Genomic DNA, 24,884 nt, shown 5'->3' on the forward strand with positions numbered 1-24,884 from the left:
TTTCTATATTGTATTTTCGATTTACTCTAACAACACTTTTCAATTATAAATTTGAATGATTATTCAAAAAATAACATTTTTAAATAGATATGGGCAAAAGACCATTTTTTATATTAAGTTAAAAATCGGCATAGAAAATGCTTAAAACTTAAATAATAGATCAATGGATAGAAAAGGAACTTTTATGAAAAAAACGGTTACCGCCCTTGTGCTTTCGATTGGTATGCTTCTGCCATTTTCCAGTTATGCCAAAAATAATGTCGTCGTTGTTGCGACTGGTGGCACCATTGCAGGTGCAGGCGCCAGCTCAACCAATAGCGCAACTTATACCGCAGCAAAAGTCCCTGTCGACGATTTGTTAAATGCTGTGCCTCAAATCCAAAACCTTGCCAATGTTACAGGTGTACAAGCCTTACAAGTGGCTTCTGAAAGCATTACTGATAAAGAATTGCTTACCATAGCGCGTAAAGTCAATGAACTGGTTAAAAAACCTGATGTTAATGGTGTGGTGATTACTCATGGAACAGACACTTTAGAAGAAACGGCATTCTTTCTAAGTTTAACTGTTCATACCAACAAACCGATTGTCGTCGTGGGTTCGATGCGTCCACCTTCAGCACTTTCTGCCGATGGACCTTTAAATCTATATAGTGCTGTTGCACTTGCAGCAGCCGATAGTGCAAAAGGCAAAGGCGTTTTTGTGCTGATGAATGATAGTATTTTTGCAGCCCGAGATGTGACCAAAACTATTAACATTCATACCAATGCTTTTGCAAGCCAATGGGGTGCTTTAGGAACGCTCGTTGAAGGAAAGCCATATTGGTTTAGAAATGTCGCAAAACGTTTTAATAACAGCTCAGAATTTAATATTGAAAATATTCAAGGTGATGCCCTACCTTTAGTCCAAATCGTCTATGGCTCAGGTAATATGCTACCTGATGCCTATTTGGCGTATGCCAAAGCAGGAGCAAAAGCGATTATCAATGCAGGCACTGGCAATGGTTCTGTACCGAACTATATCGTTCCGACCTTAAATCAATTACAGCAACAAGGCGTGCAAATCATTCGCTCTGCACGTGTTCCACAAGGGTTTGTCTTACGCAATGCAGAACAACCCGATGATAAATATGGTTGGGTGGTTGCTCATGATTTAAATCCGCAAAAAGCCAAGCTTTTAGCAGCTTTAGCCCTGACCAAAACCAAAGATGCTAAAGAGATTCAACGTATGTTTTGGGAATATTAATTTTATAATTTAAATATAAAGTCTTGGAATTTAGATAAAAAAACCGTCAATGAATTTGACGGTTTTTGCTTTTATCAATTCTTTTATTTGCATCAATTATGAATCAACAGACAAATCCAATTGATCAATAATATAAAGCGTATTGCTATCTATTATATTTTTCTCTTGATCTAAATATTTCTGTTCTAAAACACCATCAGTTTCAGAAAAACCATAGTCATCATCATTTAATACAGCTAAATGTTGTGCATCAATCACCCATAAACCTTCAACTTTATCATGTGGATACTGCAAACGCTCTACCAAATCCACCACTAATTTTTTTGCAACTGGATGAATACCGTGTTGAGCTAAACCCTCCCAACCCGAACTTAAAACATACTGTTCTATAGTTTGTCCATCAATCAATAAACCCAGATTTTCATCTTGCTGAAAATTTTCATTATTTTGAATACTTTCTAAATCGGTTGCATTACGAATATCGATTTTATAAACACGCTTAAACGCTTGCGGATTATCTTTATAAAAATCATCATCACGTTCGGCAACTAAAAACTCGTTTGAACTTAGTGCTGTGATTGCCGTATTTGAATAAGCAATTCCCTCTTGTTTGTATAAATATTGCGAAACTTGTTTATTTTCAAGATTAATCATCACAATACGGACAAGGTCAGATTTCGAAAATGATGAATCAGGATTACTCATCGTGGATTGCATAATCCCCACTAGAGTTTTCTGATCTGGTGTGATCGTTAAGCCTTCCATACCTCTATTTTGACGACGATTGGCAAATTCTAAGGGTAATAAATAGTCTGATTTTCGTCGTGTATCTTGCACATAAGCATTGATGCGATCTATTTCTACCCCATTTGCATCAAAATGCACAATATGTGGACCATATTCATCACTCACCCAGAACGTGCCATCTTTTAATGCCACCAATCCTTCTGAGTCCAAACCATATTCATCTGTGCCATATTCTAAGACTTGCCCATGCTGATCGTATGCGATTTCTTTGGTCGCGCCAAAATGCTGATTGGGTAATCCTGTAATATTTCGCCCTGTTGGGTCTTTAAGCAGGATTTCTTTTATTTTTTCAATCGTGCCATTTTCATGTAACTGAAATAGTCCAATTTTAGGTGTATAGCTTGGATCTAAAAATATTTTCCCTTTATCACCATTTACATCATAAGTCGTATTTGGACCACGATCTGTGAGTGCATAAAATTGATTTCTTTCAGTTGGATGTGCGGATATTTCTGAACCAAAACCACCACAACGAAGTTCTATAAAATTTCCTGCTTTTGCACCATCTGGAATATTGTGTATATCTAAAATATCGTAAGGTAATTGCACGCCTTTGCTAAATTTTTGGTACATATTTTATCCTTTTATTTTCGATGCATTATCAACTTATGATTTAGGAAAACATATATCAATTACATTCTCATGATTTTTTAAATTCACTTCGATCAAATTCGTTTCATCAAAAGTAGAATCAAAAATCTTCTTTTCACTTTTTAAAACTCTGAATTGTCCGATTGGTCTTGCGTCAGTTACTTCATTTTTTAATGCATCAATTTGTATTCTTTCTTCATTATCTGTTTTTGCAAATACATTGAATTTCAAGGCGCTCGTTGGAATACCTCGTAAATTAAAACTTGATTTTACAATTTCTCTGAGTTGCTTTTGACATTCAGTAGAATCCTTAAAAGTACTTTTAGCTTCAACATTTGCTGCTGGTTTTATATCGCAAGCCGACAAAGAAAGAGCAACCAATCCAATTAAGATAATTTTTTTCATCATTTCTTTTTTGTTAGTTTAAGAATATTCATCATAGCAAAAGACTCAGCCTAAATAAAACTCAGCCCAAAGTCGCACCACCACAGCCTTATAAATTATTGAAAATAAAAAAGAGGCTTCCGCCTCTTTCATTACTAATATTTACTCAGGCTTAGTCAATTCCGTCATCGGCCAGCGTGGTGTTGTGGTTACAGACAAGCCATCCTGTTGTCCTGCTTTTAAACGTTGATAACCTGCGAAAGCAATCATTGCACCATTATCGGTACATAAAGCGGGTTCTGCATAATAAACAGTCGCTTTAATTTTGGCTAAATCAGCCTCTAAACGCTCACGCAAACGCTTATTGGCACTCACACCACCTGCAATCACCAAAGTTTTCAAACCTGTTTGCTTCAATGCTTTTACAGATTTTTTAACTAAAGTATCTACTAAGGCTTCTTGGAATGATGCAGCAATATCGGCATCACGATTTTCACCATCAAGTTTTTTAAGTTGGACTGAAACGGCTGTTTTTAAGCCACTAAATGAAAATTGTAAGCCTTGATGCAACATTGGACGTGGAAATTCAAACGCTTCTTTATCACCTTGCTCTGCCAAACGTGAAATATTTGGACCACCTGGGTAAGGTAATTTCAACATTTTTGCAACTTTATCAAAAGCTTCACCAGCCGCATCATCAATCGACTCACCGAGGATTTCGTATTCACCGATGCTGTGTGCAGCCATCAACTGTGTATGTCCGCCAGAAACCAATAAAGCGACAAACGGAAATTTAGGCGGTGTTGCAGATAAAAGTGGTGCAAGCATATGACCTTCCATATGATGTACACCAATTGCAGGTTTATTTAATGCAAAAGCCAAAGTTCGACCAAACAAAGCACCTGTCATCAATGCGCCCATAAGACCTGGTCCACGCGTATACGCAACTGCATCAATCTCAGTTTTTTTCACACCACTTTGTTCAAGCAGTTGATTAATTAAAGGAATAAGTTTGCGCACATGGTCACGAGATGCCAACTCAGGTACGACACCGCCATATTCTGCATGCAATTTAATTTGACTATATAGCACTTGTCCTCTTAAGCCGACTTCACTGTCATAGAGCGCCAATCCTGTTTCATCACATGAAGTTTCTAAGCCCAGAACGATCATTAAATTGCCTTTTACCCGTTTCAAAATATTGCCAGAGCTATTATAGACTTGTGATATGAGATGTAAATGAGTAAAATACTGACCTTCACTTGTGATCAAGGGTAATTCGACCCTGATCTTATCCATAACTTAATGAGGATTCTTCATGCCACAAGTTAAATTGAAAGAAGGCGAACCAGTAGACGTAGCTATCCGTCGTTTCAAACGTTCATGCGAAAAAGCGGGTGTTTTAGCTGACGTTCGTAAACGCGAATTCTACGAAAAACCTACTCAAGAACGTAAACGTAAAAAAGCTGCTGCTGTTAAACGCTACCAAAAGAAATTGGCGCGTGAATCAGTACGTACTACTCGCCTTTACTAAGATTAATTTGTGATTGATTGACTAACTTGGACAAGATAAATGACTACTTTAAAAAACCAAATAACTGATGTTTTGAAAGCCGCTATGCGTGCGAAAGAAATGGATAAGTTAACGGTAATACGTAGTCTACAGGCAGCAATCAAGCAAATTGAAGTCGATGAGCGCATTGAGCTTGATGATACTCAGGTTCTTGCGGTCATTGAAAAGCAAATCAAACAACGCAAAGAGTCGGTTAAAGCCTTTTTAGGTGCTAATCGCGAAGATTTAGCTAGTAAAGAACAAGCCGAAATTGAGGTTTTATCTCAGTTTCTACCTGAAGCTATGTCAGAGGACGAGCTTGATTCTCTCATTGCGCAGACTATTGAAGCGCAAGGTGCTACTAGCATGAAAGATATGGGTAAGGTGATGAATTCTCTACGTCCGATCATAGCCGGACGTGCCGATCCTGCACAAGTTTCTGCAAAAATTAAAGCAAAACTTGGCTAATCCCCACATCGCAAATCTTGATTTAAATATTTATATTTAAATAAATTCTGTTTGATTTGGTCTATTTAACGATTTGAATAAAATTATTTTGCAATGAAATAATTAAGGTTCAGGTAGATACGTTAAATAGTCCAGATTCATCAAATCCTCTATTCAATATTTTTTTCTCAATCATTTATTATAAATTTTTATTTCTATTTGACTGATATTCCAAATTCAACAACATCAATATTATTGCTAATAAACCTCTGCAATTTTAAATATTTTCAAATTATCAATATTTTACTTCTATTAACTTAAAGCAAATCACACTGAATATTATATTTTTTTAGCAATTGCATTTCAGGTGATAGCATCACTTTATCAATTACATTTTGCTTGGTCATGGATTGCACTGAAAGCGGTAAATATTGACGATTTTGATCAGACACCTGATACATATCATCGACATATTTCTTAACAATGCCACAAAACTGTTGCTGTTGCTGCGGTGAAAATTGCGTGATTTTCGGATCTAAACTTCGTAGAAAAAACTTCATATCCGCACTGTATTGATTCGATATTTTTTCAACGGCACGCACATATTGATCTGGTACACCTGTTGCAATAGCAAGCTGAGCAGACATAGCAAGAATCAAAGTAAATATTATTTTCTTCATACGAATCAAACAGTTTTATTGAATTTTAAAAAACTTAGATTAACCTGTTTATAACAGAATAGAAAGTAAATTTTCTTTAATGGTTTAGATGATCGTATTTTAAATTTTCAACTTACGTTCGTCTTGCATGACTTTTAAGCGTACGTCAATTCGAGCGCTCATGGCATTGTTTTCTTTCGCCAAACGTTGCGCATGAAGCAAAGACTTAATGGCATTCTCTTCATCCCCAGACCAATATTGTACCTCTGCACGATTACGCAAAACATTGACAGTACGCATTGGATTATTTTTATCTAAATTTGCAGCTTGTTGGAGTAACTGCCACCCCATAATGTCTTTACTATTTTTATTCACAAAACGATTCACCAACTGTTCAGCTTCTTTAGACTTCTGTTGTCGTATATAAACTTCTGCTAATTTATAACTTAAAGCTCTATTTTCTGGTGTAATTCGCTGTTTACTGATAATCGTTTGATATGCATCATCAATTTTATTTTTACCCAAATCAATATCGGTTTGAATGAGTGTAATTAATGCATGATCCGTGTTGATTTTTTTAGCCAAATCAATTTGAGTTTGTGCATTTTCATAATCACCTTGCATGAGATAAAACTCACTCAAAGCAATCAAACCTGCTATATTTTTATTTCTCGCAATCGCTTGTAGCTGGCGCTCTGTTGCCTGATTAGACACCACAGCTGTGTACCATTTAATAATATCAAAATCATATTGCAGATTACGATAAGGAATCCGCGGAAATTGGTTTGCTCTGAGTCTCGCTTCACTCATACGCTCAGTTGTCAGTGGATGAGTAAACCAGAAGTCTGGTAAATAGCTTAAGCGACTGGTTGCTCGATTCATGGTTTCAAAAAAATCAGCCATGCTTTCAGGATTAAAACCTGCCCCATACATAAACTGCATGCCGATACGATCTGCTTCACGCTCTTGATCACGGCTATAACTCAGTTGTTTATCCATGATGGCAGCTTGCGTTCCCATCATCACAGCACCACCAATATCACCATCGGCTTGTGATGCAATCGCCGCACCTACCAGAATACCTGCAAGTGCAAGTAAACCCTGCCCTTTAAATGCTTCCTGAGAGCGACTGTAATGACGTTGTGTTACATGCGCAATCTCATGCCCCATTACACTTGCAACTTCGTCCATACTCCCTGAAGCTGTGACCATCCCAGTATTTAAGGCAAATAATCCTCCAGGGACTGCGAAAGCATTGATCTGTGGATCTTTAATCACCACCAATCCAACAGGCTGTCCAAGTTGAGTTTGGCTTAAAATACGCGAGAAAACCTGCATAAACTGATCTTCAAGCCATGGATCTTGAATCACAGGCATTTGTTGCTGAACTTGACGATAGACTTTTTCACCAATCACTTTTTCTTTTTGTTGATCAATAAAACCTACGCCACCACCAATTTCAGGCACATCAAATTGAGCTCCTACCTTATTTTGATAAAAATCATTTGCAGAGCTCAAACTTGTACTCAAACATAGACAAAGACTTAATAAGGTTTTGTTCAAAGGAATTGCTCTTTTACTCTAACTATTTGAATATAACATCGAATTTAGGATAGATTTGCAATGAAGTGTAGTTTTGTTTTAACCAATAATATCAAGGAGGTTTTTACAATATTGTAAATTACCTCCTCTCCCACATTTTTAAAATTGTGGATTAACCAAATAACGCGGTGTGCGATCTTCCAAAGCATCGATTAAATTTTGATATGCCAATTCAGCCATTTTCTTACGTGTTTCTGCTGTTGCCGAACCAATATGAGGTAAAGTCACGACATTATCCAATTTGAATAATGGCGAATCTTGCAAAGGTTCTTTTTGATATACATCTAAACCTGCTGCAAAAATCTGTTGATTACTTAAAGCATCGATCAAAGCCTGCTCATCTACCACCGAACCACGTGCAATATTGACAAAAACTGCATGTTTTTGCATCAGTGATAATTCATGCTTACCTATCAACGCCTTAGATTCTGTATTTAAATCCACAGCAACAACTACGAAATCTGATTGCTGTAATAAATCCTCCAAGCTTCGATATTGCGCATTGAATTGTTGGACCACTTCTATTTTTTCACGACGATTATGGTAAAGAATATTCATATTAAAACCATGAAAACCACGTCGTGCAATTGCAGCACCTATATGACCAAGACCAATAATACCTAAAGTTTTGCCGAATATATCTTGACCGAATTGTGCTGTACCCACTGTACGCTTCCACTCGCCTTGCTTTGTCCATTGATCAAGCGAAGGAACTTTACGTGCTGCACTGACAAGTAGCGTAAATGCTAAATCTGCTGTGGTTTCTGTGAGTACATGCGGTGTATTCGCCAACCATATTCTTTTCTGATTTAAATACTGAACATCATAATTGTCATAACCCACGCTCACAGATGAAATAATTTTTAGCTTTTGAGCAGTTGCCAAGTTCGATTCATTTAATAGTCGTCCTGCTCCAATCATGGCATCGGCATCGACCACTTCCTTGAGAATTTGTTCATTCACATCACCCTGTTTCGGGTTAATTACCACAACTTGATATTGCTGTTCTAAGCGTGCCTGAACGTCTGAATCAATCTGACTAAAAACAATGACTTTTTTACTCATATCCCTGAACATCTCGTTAATGACTATGTCTAAAATAATAAGTTTTTTATCCAAATGGTATTTATTTCTGCATAAACTGCCATAAGCGACGCTTTAAAATAGGTTGTTCAATCATTTCTTGCAAACTTGCCAATTGAACTACATCACTCTGATTTAAATGCGTTAATTGCCCTAAACTAATGATTTTACGCTCTTGACGTAGTCCATCGATAAAACCTTGAATATACATCGACACACCTCGACCATCTTGAAATTGAAGCATTGGAAAAGGCCACTTAAGTTCAAAATACTGACCAAAAGCTGCACGTTGGATATTTCCCCATAAAGTTTTTTGATCATCATTCAGCTGAGTAGCATCCACAAAGATTACGCAATGTTCTATTTGATAAGCTTGAATTTCAAATGACGCGATTTGTAGGGCGGGTTCAACGCTGATCGTTGTTTGTTTTTGAATTTGCTCTGAAGATGTGATCTCTTCTGTTTGTTGCGTTTCAGCATTCACTTTAAGCAGTGAAACTTCTGATTGAACTGCGCTTTCACGGCGTGCTAAGACATTTTCTGTGTTTTTAGTTAATGCTGTTGTGGAATGATTAAAATCTTTAAATTCAACTGTTGTTGCAATTTCAGCTTCATTTTGAGCAACATCACGATATAAAGTATTTTGATAATGACGTGTTTGAACATCGACCTGAGGAATCCAAAGGTCTATTCCCATTGCAGCTAAAATACTACGCTGATGCTCTGCTAAATTCACATTCATTACGATTCAGAAATTGGTTATTGAAAGTTAATTAAAGTCACTAGTGTAACGGTCTTTTCTCAAGTTTAGAGATGAAGTTTAAAGAAAATTTTGAAATAAAATGATTGATCAAAATTGATGCATGCAGATCAATTGCTTAGCCATTTTATCCTAACGCTATAATGATGTGACAAGAATGCCGTACTTTGCGGTTAAATACATCCCTGAACGAATAATATCTATACCATTGGCATGATGTACTTTCAGTTCTTGGGTCAAAACATCAAAATGTAAGGCATCAAAACAATCTTGATGCTGAGATAACCAACTTAAAGTATCTGCAAGCTGCTCATCTACAATATAACTCTCAGTAGAAAAATCTTTAGCCATACAGCTCAAATATGTAAAAAAAGAAATATTGTAGCTTAAATCATATAAGAGTGAGTGGAATTAATATGGAATTGTTTAATTTGATCAAATGTAAATTGAATGAAAAGGTCTAAATAAATGAATAAAACCCAATCTCATGAATAGTATTGTTATTTAAATCTCAAATTCGTTTGAATTTTTTTGAGTACATATGATTTTTGAAATTATTTCAAATATCACCATAGTTCAGTCATGTGCCATGAATGATTTCATATGGTGATATTTTTACACTTCGTTTAGAAAATTAATGATGAGCACCACACTTACGGCACTCTTTTATCACACTATTTTTTCCAATTTCATATTCAAAACTATGGATACACAATAATTTTCTAATCATCTGAAACATTGCAAAACTCCTTCTGACTATTTCGTCGTAAACGATAGTTTCATCCTAAAACATCAATACCTTAGCAAGGTATAAGATATATTTATCACATTTTATTCTAAAAATGTAAACTTTATTTTTCATTCTTTAGTAGTATATTCCAAACGTTTTTCCACATTAATTTCGATAGATTTTTTCATATTACGATAATTCTTAAACTATTGTTTTTATTGGTTAATAATTCACATAATCTAAAAAAATATTTGTCTTTTTTCTTGATTTAATCCGACTTTTATATAGGATGAAATAATAGCTTTTTCTATTTGAATCATCTTTTCCCAATAGAAAGCTTTAGAAAAATTAATACTCAATATTTATCAATATGATTATAAAGGAATTTTATATGCAAGGACGTATGATGCAACAACCACTGTTAATCAGTAGCCTGATTGAACATGCGACTCGTTATCACAGTGATACAGCGATTATTTCAAAAAATACTGATGGTACGATCACCACAACCAATTGGGCTCAAGTTGCTGAAAACTCAAAACGCTTTGCCAACGCCTTATCTGATTTTGGACTCACACTTGGTGATCGTGTTGCCACAATTGCATGGAATAATCATCGACATCTTGAATCGTGGTATGCCATCTCTGGAAGTGGTCTAGTGTGTCACACCATTAACCCACGTTTATTTCCAGAACAACTTATTTTTATTATCAATGATGCTGCCGATAAAGTGGTGCTGTTTGATAAAACATTCCTACCTTTGATCAAAGCTGTTAAGCCACACACACCTACAGTCGAACACTTTGTCTATCTCGGTGCTTTTGATCAAGATGTTGCTGATGCAATTCCTGATGTTAAATTTTATGATGTATTGATTGCGAACCATTCTGCACAATTTGAGTGGCCTGAATTAGAAGAAAATACCGCGAGTTCGCTGTGCTATACCTCTGGAACAACGGGTAATCCTAAAGGTGCATTGTATAGCCATCGTTCCACCATTTTGCACACCTATGCCATCGCACTACCTGATTCACTCAATCTGTCAGCAAAAGACGTCATGTTGCCTGTCGTACCGATGTTCCATGTCAATGCTTGGGGTACGCCTTATGCAGCAGCGATGGTCGGTTGTACCGTAGTACTCCCTGGCCCAGGCTTGGATGGCGCAAGTTTAGTACACATGATTGATGAATATAAAGTTAGCATCGCGCTCGGTGTTCCGACGATTTGGCAAGGTTTATTGGCTGCAGCTCAACAGTCAGGTAGTAAGCTTGATAGCTTGAAACGTAATGTCGTTGGTGGTTCTGCATGCCCTGCTGCCATGATGAAAGCATTTAGAGATATTTATCAGTGTGAAACCATTCATGCATGGGGGATGACTGAAATGAGTCCTCTAGGTACAGGTAACCAACTTAAAGCCAAACACTTACAGTTGAGTGATGATGAAAAACTCAATATCCGTCTTTCTCAGGGTCGCCCACCATTTGGGGTAGATTTACGTATTACTGATGAAGAAAATGGTACCAATGAAGTCGCACGTGATGGACACACTACGGGTAACCTTCAAGTCAAAGGGCATTGGATTATTGACTCGTATTATGGTAAATCAAGCAATGCATTGAGTGTTGATGGTTGGTTTGATACAGGTGATATTGCTACGATCAATGAAGATGGCTATCTGCTTCTCAGTGACCGTGCTAAAGACTTGATTAAGTCAGGTGGTGAATGGATTTCTTCCGTAGAACTCGAAAATATTGCCATGAATCACCCTGAAATTGCGATGGCTGCGGCCATTGCGGCTCAACATCCAAAATGGGATGAACGCCCAATTGTGATTGCGATTAAACATAAAGACAGCCAGATTACCGAACAAGATTTATTAGATTACTACAGCGATAAAATTGCAAAATGGCAAATTCCTGACAAAGTCATTTTTGTTGATTCAATCCCATTGACTGGTACAGGAAAAATGTTGAAACGTGATTTACGTGAACAATTTGGGAATGTCTTACTGACTGAATAATCAAATCAATATTTGAATCAAAACTTAAATAAAATGCCCAATTCATATTGGGCATTTTATTTATAACAATTTAAAATTTAAAACTTTTTACATTTAAGTTTTAAGCCAGTTTTTAAATAAGCTAAATGAGTTGTGAATTTTGCACTTTAAGTATTTTATTTTTCATTTGCTTCGTTTGTGCTAAATCAAAACTCAATAAAAAAGTCTCTCCTGCAAATATCATATTTTCGTGTAAAACACGCATGGTCTGCACAATCGCGTCTTCATCCACTTTACCGAATCCTTGCTTCAGGCTAAAACCAAGTACATAACATGGAACATGTGCTAAATATTGAGTTTGTTTTCTCACCAAATAGACTTTTTTGATGTTTGAATAGGCTTTCAATTGCGACAACAACGCTTCCAATTCAATATCCGTTAAAGCATGTGGAATAAATTGATCTCGCGCTGTCACTTGCTCTCTTTCCTGCATCGCATTCTGTTCAAGCTCCACCCTATCTAATAAAAGCTGCTGATACTTATCCGCTAGGGTCGAATTCTGTTGAGATAAATAAAATTGTTGCAACGTTTCATACACTTTAACTTGATAAAACTCATTCAATTCAGCTGCGCGTTCTAAGATTTCACACCCCAAATCATTTTTTCGCTCAATCAAGAATTGTCCATAAATAAAATTGACACGTGCATTATCTGAATCCTGCTGATACAAGACTTCACAAAGCTGAAATGCGCGTTCAGGATCATGTGCAATACGCTCTGTTAAATCAATATGATCAATTTTTTCATCTTCAGTCAGAGCAACATTTTGTTCAATTTTCTGATTGAGCTCATCCAAATATTCCTTTTGCTTTTGAATATTCAGATAATGATTCTGCCAGCTTTCGAGTACATCACTTTGCCATTTTTGATCAAAAATTTGAGTAATTTCAATCAAACGAGAACCGAGTAGTCGATCAGATTTAGCTTCATTGCTCACCCATGCAACTTTGGCACACTGTCCGATTGCATCTAAACGATCTTGTAAAGATGGATGTGTATCCTCAAAGCTGGTTTTTAGGCTCAAAGATTGATTTAGCCAAAGTTGTGTTTTGTCATTTTGCGCAAAGTCTGTTAATCGTTGTACATAACCCAAATAAGGTGACACATTTGGTTTTGGCATCTCTTCTGCATGCTTAAAAATGGTCGGCCAAAATTCTTCATTTAAATAGCAACCGACTATATTTACTGTACTTAAAGTTTCTGCAACCGTTTCAGCAGAAGTTAATTCTACCGAAATTCTATCCGCCTCGTACTCGTTTGCCCGTGCAATTGGAAATGAATAAGCGGCAAAATAAGGCACAAATCGCTTAAAAAACGGACGAAATATAATATCAATTCGGCTGGCATTTTGTTCAACCAACATATAGAGCTGTGACCAACGAATACGTTGCCGATAAATCCAATTGGCTGCTCTGGCATGATTTTTCGATAAATGCCCAAATTCATGTGCTAAAACTGAGGTTAATTGCTCAGTTGAAAGCGATTGCATCAAAGGCAAACCAATAATCAAATAATTTTCATCATGCCCCAAGATACCCAATCTTGGGCGTTGTACCACTGCTGCATTGAACTCCTCTGTAATAAGCACATGATGAAAATGTGGCGAATTTAATTGTTCACGCAGTCGATGAATAATCTGAAACAATTCCGGAGCATCTTGTTGAAAAATTTCAATACCTTGTGGTTTATCTACACTCACCCAAAGTGAACGAACAATGACATATAGAAATATTGCCACTGGAATGATAATTTTAATTGCAAAAGCCTTCAGCACAAGAATGGATAAGCAAGCCAAGACCAATAAAATCAGTAGAACAATCACACCAAAAGCAATATACAAATTACCCAACCAAGCTAAAAGCGTCACCTTTGCTTGATATTTTTTAGGATTTTCCTTTAAAGCCTGTTCTAATTTCTCAATACGTTTTTGATCATACATTTATTATTTTTCCAAACTTAAATCGAAGTAAAGCAACGCAGTTACAGCATGGAATAATTTATTTATTAAATCAACTTAAACCTCTTTTTATCGACAATATGCAAACTGACCCGCAAATAAAAACTCGGACAAATTGCCCGAGTTTTCTAGTTAATCATTTTTTCTAAGCGTTTAAACTCTTAGTTTAGATAGTTTAAAATCTCCAGTGATAGAACAAATCGATGGCCTTCTCAAGTGACTGACTCGCTTCCAAATATAAACGTTTATTCATTTGATAACGCAAGGTTAATTTATTCACTGGGGTAAATACACCTACACCATAACGAATATAAAGATCTGGTGTGATATAACCCGTCAAACTGACTTGGGTATCATCACCAGTACCCTGTGCATCAAACGACAAACCACTTAGACCAAAAGTACGCCCAATTTGATTGGTAAATGCCCGAGTTCCACCCAAACCTAAACTAATCCCTGCCGCTGCAATTGTGTTATTTACATCAGATTTAAAGCCTTCCGCATTACTCAAACCACTCGAACCTTCATTAATACGACCAGTAATCAACGCATTCATCGCTTCTTGATCAGACAGTCCTGCATCATTATAAACCTGAATATTCGGACTCGTCGCTGTACCTGTAACACGGATACCCACCGTACTGCCTGAAATACTCTTATTGGTATCAACATCAAGCGTTGGATTTGCCAATGGACCATTGAAACGCGCAATTGCACGATTTAAATCAAGACGCTGACCATAAGCTTCGATCACGACTTTTTGGCTCACACCAATTGCACCATTGGCACGCATGGCGCTTTCTAAACCGCGTTGTGATAAATACAAACGCCCAATCAGAGGAATACGACTATTAAAGCCTTGGAAAATAACTTTATTACCTAAGTTCACAGAAACATCAGCACGAATATCCCAAGGTTTCGCGGCTTTTAAAATAGCCAGTTGGTTTTGTCCTTCTTTGACGATCCGAACATCTGGAGATACGTTCACCACTGTTGCACTTGATTCAGGCATTGAAATCAATGCACTTGGCACATCAACTTTACCATTAACTTTGATACGACGACTTAAAGGCAAGGCATCCAGTTGTATATCTGTATCGACCACTGCTGTGATCAATGGCGCTTGACGAATTAATAATTTATCGCCTTTCACACGTAATTGGACATGTGGATCATTTTTCCAATCAATAGAGCCATTAATCTGACCGACACCACGACCACTGTTGAATGCACCATTAATCGTTGCAGTATCTTGACGTATTGACGAATAGAGTTGAATGTTATTTAAATTGACAGGCAGTGAAATCATACTAATTTCACCATTGCGCAACCTTAAATCACCATCAAACAACGGCTGAGTTAAAGTTCCACTGATTTTCCCTGCCAAAGACAAGGTACCGTTTAATTTGCGTACATCTGCTATAAATGGTTTTAAAATTTTCAACTGAACTTCATTAAATGCCACTTCACCGCGCATTGGTTTTGAATCGACGTATGGATTGACAACCACACTCGCATAACCTGTACCAATATTCGGTGCTTTTAAATCTACACGGAGCAATAAACCATCTTTGATGCTTTTCGCAATAACACTGGCTTCATCATATTCCATAGAGGTTGATGGATCATTTGGATCTTCAGCCGCTAAGCCTATTTGACCTTTTTGCGTTACTAATTTTGCATCTAACTTCGGCTGAGTACCTTGTGCCCATGAAGCTCTTGCATAACCATTTAGCTTACCTGTTAATGCCAAACCTTCTGGCATAAAGGCTGCAAAATCTTGCAGATCTAAATTTTTAGTGATGAATGAAACATTACCATTTTGCTTACTTGCACGAATTGGCTGATCAAAGCACAGTTGGCTTTGTTGGCTCATCCAACAATGTTGACCAACAAACAATTCCGTTTTTGCTGAATTGAAAATTACAGGTGCATTTTGTTGCTGTAGCAAATGTACACGGACTGAGTCAAACTCACCTTTTTGGATTTGCCCTAGCCAATCATTTTTTTGGGTGAATCCACCCGCAAGTTGTACATAGAATTTAGAATAATAGTTCCAAGCTTGAACTTGCAACAAATGTGCCTTGTATGTTCCAGATAGGGTCATGGCAGCATGTTGAATTTCTCGATCACCACTGCGCAATGTATCCATTTGCGCCACCATTTTAGATGGTACGGTATCAGAGGTTGGCATTTCCCCTTTTAAACTAAGCTTTTTAATACTCAGTGTGTCGCCAAAGGCAAAATTATCAACGGCTAAATTAGCTGTAGCACTTAAGCGAGGTTGAGCTTGTAAATTCAAATAACCATAAGCTTTACCACGCAAGCTTGGATACAGTTCATACAACGCAGGTGCATTGACTTTTAAACGTAGGTTCTGTGCATTTCCTGTTGCTTGAACTTGGTTTTGTGCATAAGACAAAAATAGGTCATTTGCCTCAAACTGTTGTGGCATAAATCCTTTTTGATTATTGTTTAAAACAACAGCTAGGTTACCTTTTCCGCGTAAAGGCTTACCATTAATCATCCCTGCAATATTTAATTGCTGAATATTAATTCTTTTTAGTTGATCAGACCAATTGCCTTGTGTTTTAACATTACCAGAAACCTCACCACGTACAGCAGAGACAAAGTATTGTGGCTTAAAGCGAACCAATGAGGCATTGATGTCCCAACCGATTCCATTGCTGATATGCACCAAACCATTGGCAAGTATTTTTCCAGCGATACCATCATGCTGAAATTCGCTAATTTTGATGAACTCAGGAGTTCCTGCAACTTTAAGTTTGAGTAAGCCACTGCCTTGCTTCATTTGTGTTGCATTTAATGCACCGTCGTAATTCACCGCAAAGCCTTTAAAACCACCACCCGCTTTTTGATCATGGAAAAGTACAGCAGCAGTGCTCTTGCCTGTTAACTGAATTGTTTCAGCATTGGCTTGACCTGCCATGCGCCCCGTTAAATTAATCGACTCTAAGTTGATAATTTGCTGATTCGGTTGTGCATATCCACTGGCTTTGAGCTGACCATTGAGTAAATTAACTGGTGCTGTATCAATAATACTTTGCGGATTAAAATTCTTCGCATTTAATAAAGCATTCCATTTTAACTGGCGTTTCTCATCTGGTAATTCTACAACCGCACTCCCCGATAAAGCGCCTTGATCAGCTAAATAATTGAACTGTGGTATATGTAAGTCATTGCCTTTTAGATCAAGTTGAGCATCGTATTTTCCAGCTGGCAGACTGCCTTTTTCATGCTTTTTCACTACTGTTGCGACATGAATGTTTTGCTGACCTTCAACAAGCGCTAATTTGACTTGCCCCTGCTCACTACTCAACCAACCAACATAGGGTACTGCACGATCAATATTTTTCCATGCAACATCCATTAACATCGGTTCAGGTTTTTTACCTTTTTGCTCTGCCTGATCTAATCGTACATTCCAATTTTCATACTTATCAAAATCCACTTTTGCAGATAAATGTAAGCCTTGTTTTAATTCACCAACTGAACCAATCTCAGCATCTAAAGATGGGGGTAAAAAATCCTGTACCACTTGCGGAATCAGCTTATCTTTTGGATTTAGACGATCTAAACGACCTTTAATATCCCAATGCACATGATCTTGCCAACTGACTAATCCAGTCGCATTGATAGCGCCACCCATCAACTGAGCATTTAAATTATTAATATTGAGCTGATGTAATAAATCGGTATGTGCGGATGCAGTGTATTGTCCCTGTGGAATATTCTGTCCACTCAAATCTGTATTTAAGTCTAGATTTAAACCTTTAATATCACCTTGGAATGTCGCTTTACCTGATTTCGCCAACAATTTTTGCTCAAGTAAAAATGGCAAATGGTAATCTTTAAAAATTAAAGCGCCATTCATTGGTACATTTGGACGCATCGGATGGACAACCGCCCAACCCGTTAACATATCTGGTGTTTTGGTTGCAATGCCTGCTTTGAGCGTACCTAAAGAACCGCGCGCATGTACATAAATATCTTCAATATTGATACTTTTTAAAGCGGGTAATTTTACGATTGCTGTTGCATTTAACGGATAATCACCTTGTTTAAAGTCCATATTCCCTGTGGCATTACGTACTGACAGATAGCCCATATCCATTTTGGAGTTTTTAAATTTGAGCGCAGTTTCAGACCACAATGTATCTTCAAGATGAATATCATTAAAACTTATTTTTGATGAGGCAGTTTTTATTTCAAGATGATCGACATCAGCTTTGTCTAAACGTAAAACAAAAGGCAGTTTAATTTCGTTGAATTTGAATGGTTCATCACTGGGTGGTGATTTGCTGATGATTTGTAAATTGTTGACATCGGCATGGCTCAAATGAATTTCTTTATCTAGAATTGCGCGCCAACCCAGTGATACATCCGCACGATCAATTTTCACATCGACAGGTTTGAGCGTTACCAAAATATTTTTGAGAATAATACCTTTGAGTAAGTTACCACCTTCATATTCATAATGAATAATTTTCTGACTAGAAGCGACACGGTCTAATAAAAACTTACTGCCTTTATCCGTACTAAACATAATGACCAATGCCGTAATCAAGAGAATGATCACCAAAAGCAAAGACATCAGAACATTACGTAACCAATGACGTTTTTTTGCCTGCTCTTGCTCTAGTTGATCATTTTGCTGTTCATTTTGAACATCTTGATGCTCTTCATCAGCCATAATATTTCCAGTAATTCTCTTATATTTTTAGTCGATTAAAGTTGCGAACCAATAAAGAAGTGCAGTCGAATTGGATGCCCAGGATCGGATATACCTGACGCGACATCTAAACGAATTGGACCAATTGGAGATTTCCAACGAATCCCTAACCCTAAACTGTATTCTGAATCATTACTAAATGACTTGTCGTAAGCATTACCAAAATCACTGAAGATTGCACCACGCCAACCTTCTTTAAATTGGTAATTGTATTCCAAAGTACCTACAGCTAAACCTTGACCGCCCACTTTATAACCATATTCAATTGGAGAAAGGCTCTTATAATCAAAACCACGCAAGCTTTGATCTCCACCCGCGAAGTAACGTAAATTATAAGGAACTTTCTCAAAGTCTTTGGCAAAAATATACCCCACATTCAAGCCACCTACGACTTGGTGATTATCATTTGCCCCAAAAGAATATAAACCTTTCCAATCTGCACTGGTAATCGCCATATCTGTATCAGACAGTAACGATCCGCTACCTAATTGAATTTTATAACTTTGCTTATAACCACGGGTTGGGTTAATACGATTATCACTGGTGGTTTTAGTCGCTTCATAACCAAGCAATAAAGATTGTTGTTCTTGATTTGAACCTGGAATCAAAAAAGCATCTGGAATATTGGAAATATCGACTGGACCATCTTGAGTGACACGGTCTAAACGATAACGTACGCCCAAAATATGTTGCCACTCTCGACGCGAACCTTTGATAATACGGTCTACCCCTGCAACAGCAGACTCAATAACCAAATCCATGTCATTACCAATACCATCCCTTGTTTCACGCTCATAACCTGCGACTAAACTAATATAGTCATTCAGTGGATGCTTATATGGAATGTTGTAGCGTGCATCTATAGATTGGCGGATCTGAGACAATTCCATATTGGCGTCAAAAGAATGCCCTAAATGATTGACGATGGCGCGGCGGTATTGTCCACGTAAACGAACACCTGTATCCGTTCCATAACCAATACCTGTTTCTAAACTATTTAAACGATCTGCATTCAAAGTCACAATTACTGGAATTTTTTTAGTTTCACGCGCTTGCTCACGCATCGCATCTTCATCCAATTCTTTTTCTTTTTGCTGGGCTTGTAACTGTTTCAAATTAGGATTTACACCCGAATTCTGAGTCCCCGCAAACTGATTCTCATTAACTACATTCTGGGTCACTTCTTTATTGGAAACATGCGCCTTTTCCACACTGGTCTGTTCAGTAAATACAGATTCAGCAACTTTTTCCTGATCCACCAATGCTTGTAGATCTGCTGGAAGCTCTAGTGGTTTTACAATTGCATCAGGCTTAACAGCATCTACTAAGGTGTAGTTAAAATAACGCGAGTTAGTTAAGTTATTGGCTAAACCATTGACACGCCATGCCGTATAGTCTGCCCCATCTTTCCAAGGTGCTAGTGTTTTGAGAATTTTTAAATCAATAGGCAATGGCTTAGATGGATCACTCATTCTAAATTCGACATCAGCCAATTTATAACGCTCACCTGTTTCATATTTTAAATCAATTTTGGCCGTATTTTGAGGTTGCTCAACTTTGACATCATGTAAGCGCCAATAGCTATCAAAAAAACCATTGTTTGAAGCAGCGTCGCTAATCCGCATTTTCATGGTTTCATAAGCACCATGATGCAGAATATCCCCCTTATCTAAATCTGGTAATACGCTAATCACTTGGAATTGTGCAAGCTTCGAGCCTGCCCCAGAAAACTCTATATTTTGATCAACAATTTTAACTGGATTATTCGGTGTTACATCCACATGTAAAGCATTATCACCCGCTTTGGAAAATTTAAATTGCGCATTGTAATAGCCTACTGCTTGTGCCGCTTGAACTGCTAGCGTACGCAGTTGAGGAACCGAACCATTAAAATCAGAATAAGCTTCCTGAGTAAATGTTCCAAGTTTTGCTTTTAAATTATTGGTGAGAATCGTAGGCGCGCCTGAAACCGATACACTAATTTTTGCAATTGCCACACCATTGTCTTGAGGGCCTCGTACACGATTTACAATCCGTTTAAAAAAGCCTGGTTTTTCTTCTTGCTCAGCTTCTACATTCTCTGAATCATTGCGATCAACTAAGGTTGTACCTGATGCATTTTCACGGACATCAATTTTATTGTCTGCGCGAATAGTCTGAATCAATTGATCAACATTAATAGGCGCCTGAGTGATTTCAGACATTTCTATTTGTGTCGCTTCACTTACACCGACTTCTGGTGCTTTCGTTACACCATGTTCAAAATTTTGTGCTTCTGTTTTGGCAGCTTCAGCTGTTTGATAAATTTCATTTGCTAAAGACTGATCAATAGATACTGCTGGTAACTCTTCAAGATCTTCAAACTGAATTGGTTTAAAGTCATTTTGAACACCTAAACCTTGTTGTTGCTGTTGCAACATTTGAGTGCTGTCAAATTGATCAATATGTTGTGCGTCTTTGATTTTTTGATCTAACTGGTCTATTTTTTCGTTCGATACGCCTTGTTGTAATGCAGCAGATTCTAATTGTTCTGCACTATGCGTAATTTCACTTTTCACCTCAGTCGGATTCGAACTGTTTGAAATCTGTTCAGCATTACTTACAGGTACAGCAAAAATACTTAAAAAAACACTTGCGCATAACATTTTATTGATATGATACCAATCGAAATGTGGCTGTATAGAATAAGCAAGCACTGATTTTTTAAACTGATTTTTTGCTGGCATACCAAGCTCGAATAACCTGAATTTATGGAAAGTTAATTCTGTTTAAAAAGAATCTTTCAAAACACTCAAAACAATTGGTTTTAAACATGATTTAAGGTTAAAACATCATACATGATTTTGCACGAGAGTTACTATTTTCAAACATTTCTTCTAAATAACTAAATGAAGTCAACTCAATGGAAAAAAATAAGCATATCTTAGGTACACGACGGTTTTTACCCATGTTCCTGACCCAGTTTTTTGGGGCTTTAAATGACAATGTATTTAAACAATCACTGCTTTTAGTGATTACCTATGGATGGATTCAACAACAAACTGCCGCAGTCAGTACCTTAAATAATGTCGCTGCTTTGCTCTTTATTTTACCCTATTTCATCTTCTCTGCGACCGCTGGGCAAATTGCGGACAAATATGAACGTTCATTTTTAGTCCGAAACATCAAAATATTAGAAATCATTATTATGCTGATTGCGACAGCAGGATTTTTATTGGGCAATTTATGGATTTTATTGGTTGCTCTATTTTTAATGGGAACGCACAGCACCTTTTTTGGTCCAATTAAATATGCCATTTTGCCTGAAATATTGAAACCGAATGAACTGATGTCAGGGAATGCGCTATTCCAATCTGGGACATCTATTGCAATCTTAGTGGGAATGATCTTAGGTGGTGCGGTCATTTCACTTTCGCAAGGCAATATGGTTTGGATTTGTTTAACCATCTTGGCGATTGCAGTTTTAGGCTATTTATCTAGCCGATTTATTTTAGAACAACCCACTTCAAATGCTGATTTAAAAATAGATTGGAACTTTTTCCGCACCAGTTTTCAGACTATTAAATATGCCAAAAGCCTTCCATTAGTATTTCTCGTATTGCTTGGAAATTCATGGTACTGGTTCTACGGCGCAACGTATCTGACTCAAATCCCACAACTAACACAACAAAACCTACATGCCAATGAAAATGTCGTCAGCCTTTTACTGACTTTCTTTTCTGTCGGTATTGGTGTCGGTTCATTACTGTGCCGTAAAATTGGTGGCGCAAGTGTAAATATTAAAATGGTGCCCATCGGTGCTATAGGTTTAACTGCATTTGCACTTTACTTAGCTGGGAGTTTAGCGTTTGTTCCTGTAGTTAATGGAGATTTGCTTACCGTCAGTAGTATGTTTAGCTCAGGTTTAGTCTATTATCATGTCATGCTTGCTGTAACACTTCTTGGTATCAGTGGTGGTTTTTATATCGTTCCTCTCTATGCCATGATGCAAGCCTATGCACCGAAATCGCATCGTGCGCGCGTTGTTGCAGCGAACAATATTTTTAATGCAATATTTATGGTTTCATCTGCAATTTTCTCGATTATTATCTTAAGTATTTTGAAAATAGATATTAAAATTCTATTTTGTATTACTGCTGTATTCAGTGCTATTTTTAGTATTTGGTTACTGACTCGTTTAAAACCATTAGTGGCTACAACTCAAGTGTCTTTGGAGGACTAATATGCGTCAATATACGGGCATCGACAAATTGATCAATTCATTCGATCAAGCTTTAAGAAGTTTAGTGCCTGGCGCAACTTCTGCTCAACGTGCCAATCCTTCAAATGAAACTGAAACCAAACTTGCAGTGAGTGAAGCTCGCCATGTTGCTGGTTTAATGCGTGTCAACCATAGTGGTGAAGTCTGTGCACAAGCGCTTTATCATGGTCAAGCTTTAACAGCGAAACTTCCAAATGTCCGTCGTGAAATGGAATTTGCTGCGATCGAAGAGCAAGATCATTTGGCATGGTGCGAAGATCGCTTAAAAGAGTTAGATAGTCATACCAGTCTACTTAATCCAGTTTGGTATGGACTTTCTTTTGGTATGGGCGCACTTGCAGGTATTGCAGGTGATAAATATAGTTTAGGTTTTGTTGCTGAAACTGAACGCCAAGTCAGTATGCATTTACAACATCACATTAGCCAGTTGCCTGCACAGGATGAACGCTCACGTAAAATCTTAGTGCAAATGAATGAAGATGAATTACATCATCGTGATACCGCTTTAGATGCAGGTGGTGTAGATTTACCGATCCCAGTGAAAATCACCATGACTGCGATTTCTAAATTGATGACCAAAACCAGTTATTTTATTTAAATCTTAAAATTTTAAATCGTATAAGTTGAATCTGAAGACCTGTTTTTATAACAGGTTTTTTATATTTCTAATCTTCAATAAAAGATCACTTAGCCTTTAAATCCTTTACATTTCTCAGACCATCACCATTCAATGCTAAAATAAGTAATCCACCTTCCCCTGCATCAAAACATCCAACAGCTTGCCATTGACTCGGTTTAAACCACGTATAATTTTGTTGATACCGATAATTTTCAGGTAGTACTTCTGAATAGGCAAGTTGTAAAATCCAACCTTTCGGGCAATTCCATTGTGCCTCTTTCGCTTCAAATTGATAATCTTGAGCAACTTCAATCAACAATTCACGATGCAGTTCAAAGGCTTGTGCAGAATATTGACCTAATTTCACAGGCTGTGGAAAATATGCTCTCGATAATCCAATACGTGCATCATTCGGGAGTAATTCAATATCATGCTCAGAATCTCCATCGCGATTTACCCACGTCCCCTTCGGCAATATAATTTCACCATAAGACAACGCTGTTTCAAGCTGAACATTTTGCTTTTTCACGATATTGAGTCGGGCACGATCTGTTGAAATATCACTCACCCAAATCATGCACCATGAAATAACAACCAGTATTGGAAATACACTTAACAGCACTAACAAACTTGTCACGATTGAGTTAGCAAATCGGCTTGTTGTACCTTTACCTCGACGATAGTATTTCCAACCACCCCATATTGCAAAAATGACCAATACATTGATAAAGGTAAGGAATAAAACAATCACGCCACCTGCACCAGCGCCATATCCTAAGCCCATGATTGTTTCCTATAAATTTATGCAACTCATTTACCCAACATATACTTTTGGAATGTCGTTTCAAAAGCATGTAATTTATATTCTATCTACCTTTTAAAAGTTATGACATAGTCAAAATACGATGCATTATTCATACTTATTTCCAATTTTATGGGTTAATAATTTAAGCCAGTATTCATTTTAAAGCACCGACCTATTTTCATTATCAACTAATGTTACGCAGTAACATCAAAACATTTTTTATTTCTCAATAGAATTGGATACGCGGTAACGTCATCCGCAACGTGTTTGAGGCAGGACTACATCTATAAGTTAATGTTTCTGCGATATATCAATCAAAAGTTGGTAGTTGACGAGTTTTGCGGTGAGAAGCGAAGCTTCGCAAGATGGTTTCCTTGCGCAGTTTCACTGCTCATTTTTCCGAAACAAAAGTAGGTCAAGCTGAAAGCTAATCCTGAAATTGAAATTTTCGATGTACGACTCCGCCGAGTGTGCTCTAAAACTATTTGAAAGGTGCATTGTTTTTTTAAGTGCGTAACATCAATTATCAATAAAAAAAGCCCGTGGAAACGGGCAAGTTAAAACCAATCTTA

At 37.2% G+C, this 24,884-nt stretch carries 18 protein-coding genes; 6 read left to right on the forward strand and 12 right to left on the reverse strand.

What is annotated here, in order from left to right; genetic code table 11:
- Positions 1-184 precede the first annotated feature (184 nt).
- On the forward strand, positions 185-1,243 hold the full coding sequence (locus EXE10_RS11955; RefSeq protein WP_130113527.1) for a type II asparaginase: 1,059 nt from the start codon (positions 185-187) through the stop codon (positions 1,241-1,243).
- Positions 1,244-1,339: 96 nt separating this feature from the next.
- Here the strand turns inward: EXE10_RS11955 and EXE10_RS11960 are convergent, their stop codons facing one another.
- From EXE10_RS11960 to tsaD, 3 genes are all read right to left on the reverse strand, one after another.
- A complete protein-coding gene (locus EXE10_RS11960) occupies positions 1,340-2,623 on the reverse strand; it encodes an esterase-like activity of phytase family protein (RefSeq protein ID WP_130113528.1) in 1,284 nt (427 codons plus the stop codon).
- 33 nt (positions 2,624-2,656) lie between these two features.
- Positions 2,657-3,046: a hypothetical protein gene (locus EXE10_RS11965; protein ID WP_130113529.1), complete on the reverse strand. Its 390-nt coding sequence runs from the start codon at positions 3,044-3,046 to the stop codon at positions 2,657-2,659.
- 141 nt (positions 3,047-3,187) lie between these two features.
- Positions 3,188-4,198 (reverse strand): tRNA (adenosine(37)-N6)-threonylcarbamoyltransferase complex transferase subunit TsaD, encoded by a 1,011-nt coding sequence (gene tsaD / locus EXE10_RS11970; RefSeq protein WP_130113530.1) that lies wholly within the window; start codon positions 4,196-4,198, stop codon positions 3,188-3,190.
- 145 nt (positions 4,199-4,343) lie between these two features.
- On the opposite strand from tsaD, the gene rpsU reads away from it, so the two are divergent.
- Positions 4,344-4,559 (forward strand): 30S ribosomal protein S21, encoded by a 216-nt coding sequence (gene rpsU / locus EXE10_RS11975; RefSeq protein ID WP_001136722.1) that lies wholly within the window; start codon positions 4,344-4,346, stop codon positions 4,557-4,559.
- A gap of 39 nt (positions 4,560-4,598) precedes the next feature.
- Positions 4,599-5,045, forward strand: a complete 447-nt coding sequence (locus EXE10_RS11980) for a GatB/YqeY domain-containing protein (protein ID WP_068976167.1) — start codon at positions 4,599-4,601, stop codon at positions 5,043-5,045.
- A 296-nt stretch (positions 5,046-5,341) separates the two neighbouring features.
- On the opposite strand, the gene EXE10_RS11985 is transcribed toward EXE10_RS11980, so the two are convergent.
- The 5 genes from EXE10_RS11985 to EXE10_RS12005 all read right to left on the reverse strand — a co-directional run bounded on the left by EXE10_RS11985 (position 5,342) and on the right by EXE10_RS12005 (position 9,479).
- A complete protein-coding gene (locus EXE10_RS11985) occupies positions 5,342-5,704 on the reverse strand; it encodes a hypothetical protein (RefSeq protein WP_068976168.1) in 363 nt (120 codons plus the stop codon).
- A gap of 99 nt (positions 5,705-5,803) precedes the next feature.
- Positions 5,804-7,246 carry a M48 family metalloprotease gene (locus tag EXE10_RS11990; RefSeq protein WP_068976169.1) on the reverse strand — a complete coding sequence of 481 codons (1,443 nt, stop codon included), beginning with the start codon at positions 7,244-7,246 and terminating at the stop codon, positions 5,804-5,806.
- Between the two features lie 138 nt (positions 7,247-7,384).
- Positions 7,385-8,350, reverse strand: coding sequence for a 2-hydroxyacid dehydrogenase (locus EXE10_RS11995; protein ID WP_130113531.1), 966 nt, complete (start codon positions 8,348-8,350; stop codon positions 7,385-7,387).
- Between the two features lie 61 nt (positions 8,351-8,411).
- Positions 8,412-9,110 (reverse strand): hypothetical protein, encoded by a 699-nt coding sequence (locus tag EXE10_RS12000; protein ID WP_130113532.1) that lies wholly within the window; start codon positions 9,108-9,110, stop codon positions 8,412-8,414.
- 156 nt (positions 9,111-9,266) lie between these two features.
- Positions 9,267-9,479, reverse strand: coding sequence for a hypothetical protein (locus EXE10_RS12005; protein WP_068976172.1), 213 nt, complete (start codon positions 9,477-9,479; stop codon positions 9,267-9,269).
- A gap of 770 nt (positions 9,480-10,249) precedes the next feature.
- Between EXE10_RS12005 and EXE10_RS12010 the strand changes: the two genes are divergently transcribed.
- A complete protein-coding gene (locus EXE10_RS12010) occupies positions 10,250-11,878 on the forward strand; it encodes a long-chain-fatty-acid--CoA ligase (RefSeq protein ID WP_130113533.1) in 1,629 nt (542 codons plus the stop codon).
- Positions 11,879-11,999: 121 nt separating this feature from the next.
- On the opposite strand, the gene EXE10_RS12015 is transcribed toward EXE10_RS12010, so the two are convergent.
- The 3 genes from EXE10_RS12015 to EXE10_RS12025 all read right to left on the reverse strand — a co-directional run bounded on the left by EXE10_RS12015 (position 12,000) and on the right by EXE10_RS12025 (position 21,353).
- The gene (locus tag EXE10_RS12015; protein ID WP_130113534.1) at positions 12,000-13,856 is read right to left on the reverse strand and encodes a M48 family metallopeptidase; all 1,857 of its coding nucleotides are present in this window, start codon (positions 13,854-13,856) and stop codon (positions 12,000-12,002) included.
- A 193-nt stretch (positions 13,857-14,049) separates the two neighbouring features.
- Positions 14,050-18,588, reverse strand: coding sequence for a translocation/assembly module TamB domain-containing protein (locus tag EXE10_RS12020; protein WP_130113535.1), 4,539 nt, complete (start codon positions 18,586-18,588; stop codon positions 14,050-14,052).
- Positions 18,589-18,623: 35 nt separating this feature from the next.
- Positions 18,624-21,353: an autotransporter assembly complex protein TamA gene (locus EXE10_RS12025; RefSeq protein WP_130113536.1), complete on the reverse strand. Its 2,730-nt coding sequence runs from the start codon at positions 21,351-21,353 to the stop codon at positions 18,624-18,626.
- 176 nt (positions 21,354-21,529) lie between these two features.
- Between EXE10_RS12025 and EXE10_RS12030 the strand changes: the two genes are divergently transcribed.
- Together EXE10_RS12030 and coq7 are read left to right on the forward strand one after the other, a co-directional pair.
- Complete coding sequence (locus EXE10_RS12030; protein ID WP_130113537.1) at positions 21,530-22,849, forward strand: MFS transporter; 1,320 nt, start codon at positions 21,530-21,532, stop codon at positions 22,847-22,849.
- Position 22,850: 1 nt separating this feature from the next.
- Entirely contained in the window at positions 22,851-23,486 is a 636-nt protein-coding gene (gene coq7 / locus EXE10_RS12035; RefSeq protein WP_068976178.1) for a 2-polyprenyl-3-methyl-6-methoxy-1,4-benzoquinone monooxygenase, read from the forward strand.
- A gap of 85 nt (positions 23,487-23,571) precedes the next feature.
- Here coq7 and EXE10_RS12040 read toward each other — a convergent pair whose 3' ends face one another.
- Entirely contained in the window at positions 23,572-24,291 is a 720-nt protein-coding gene (locus EXE10_RS12040) for a hypothetical protein (protein WP_068976179.1), read from the reverse strand.
- Positions 24,292-24,884 lie beyond the last annotated feature (593 nt).

Source organism: Acinetobacter sp. WCHAc060033 (assembly GCF_004209125.1).
In the GTDB taxonomy this organism is placed as follows: domain Bacteria; phylum Pseudomonadota; class Gammaproteobacteria; order Pseudomonadales; family Moraxellaceae; genus Acinetobacter; species Acinetobacter wuhouensis.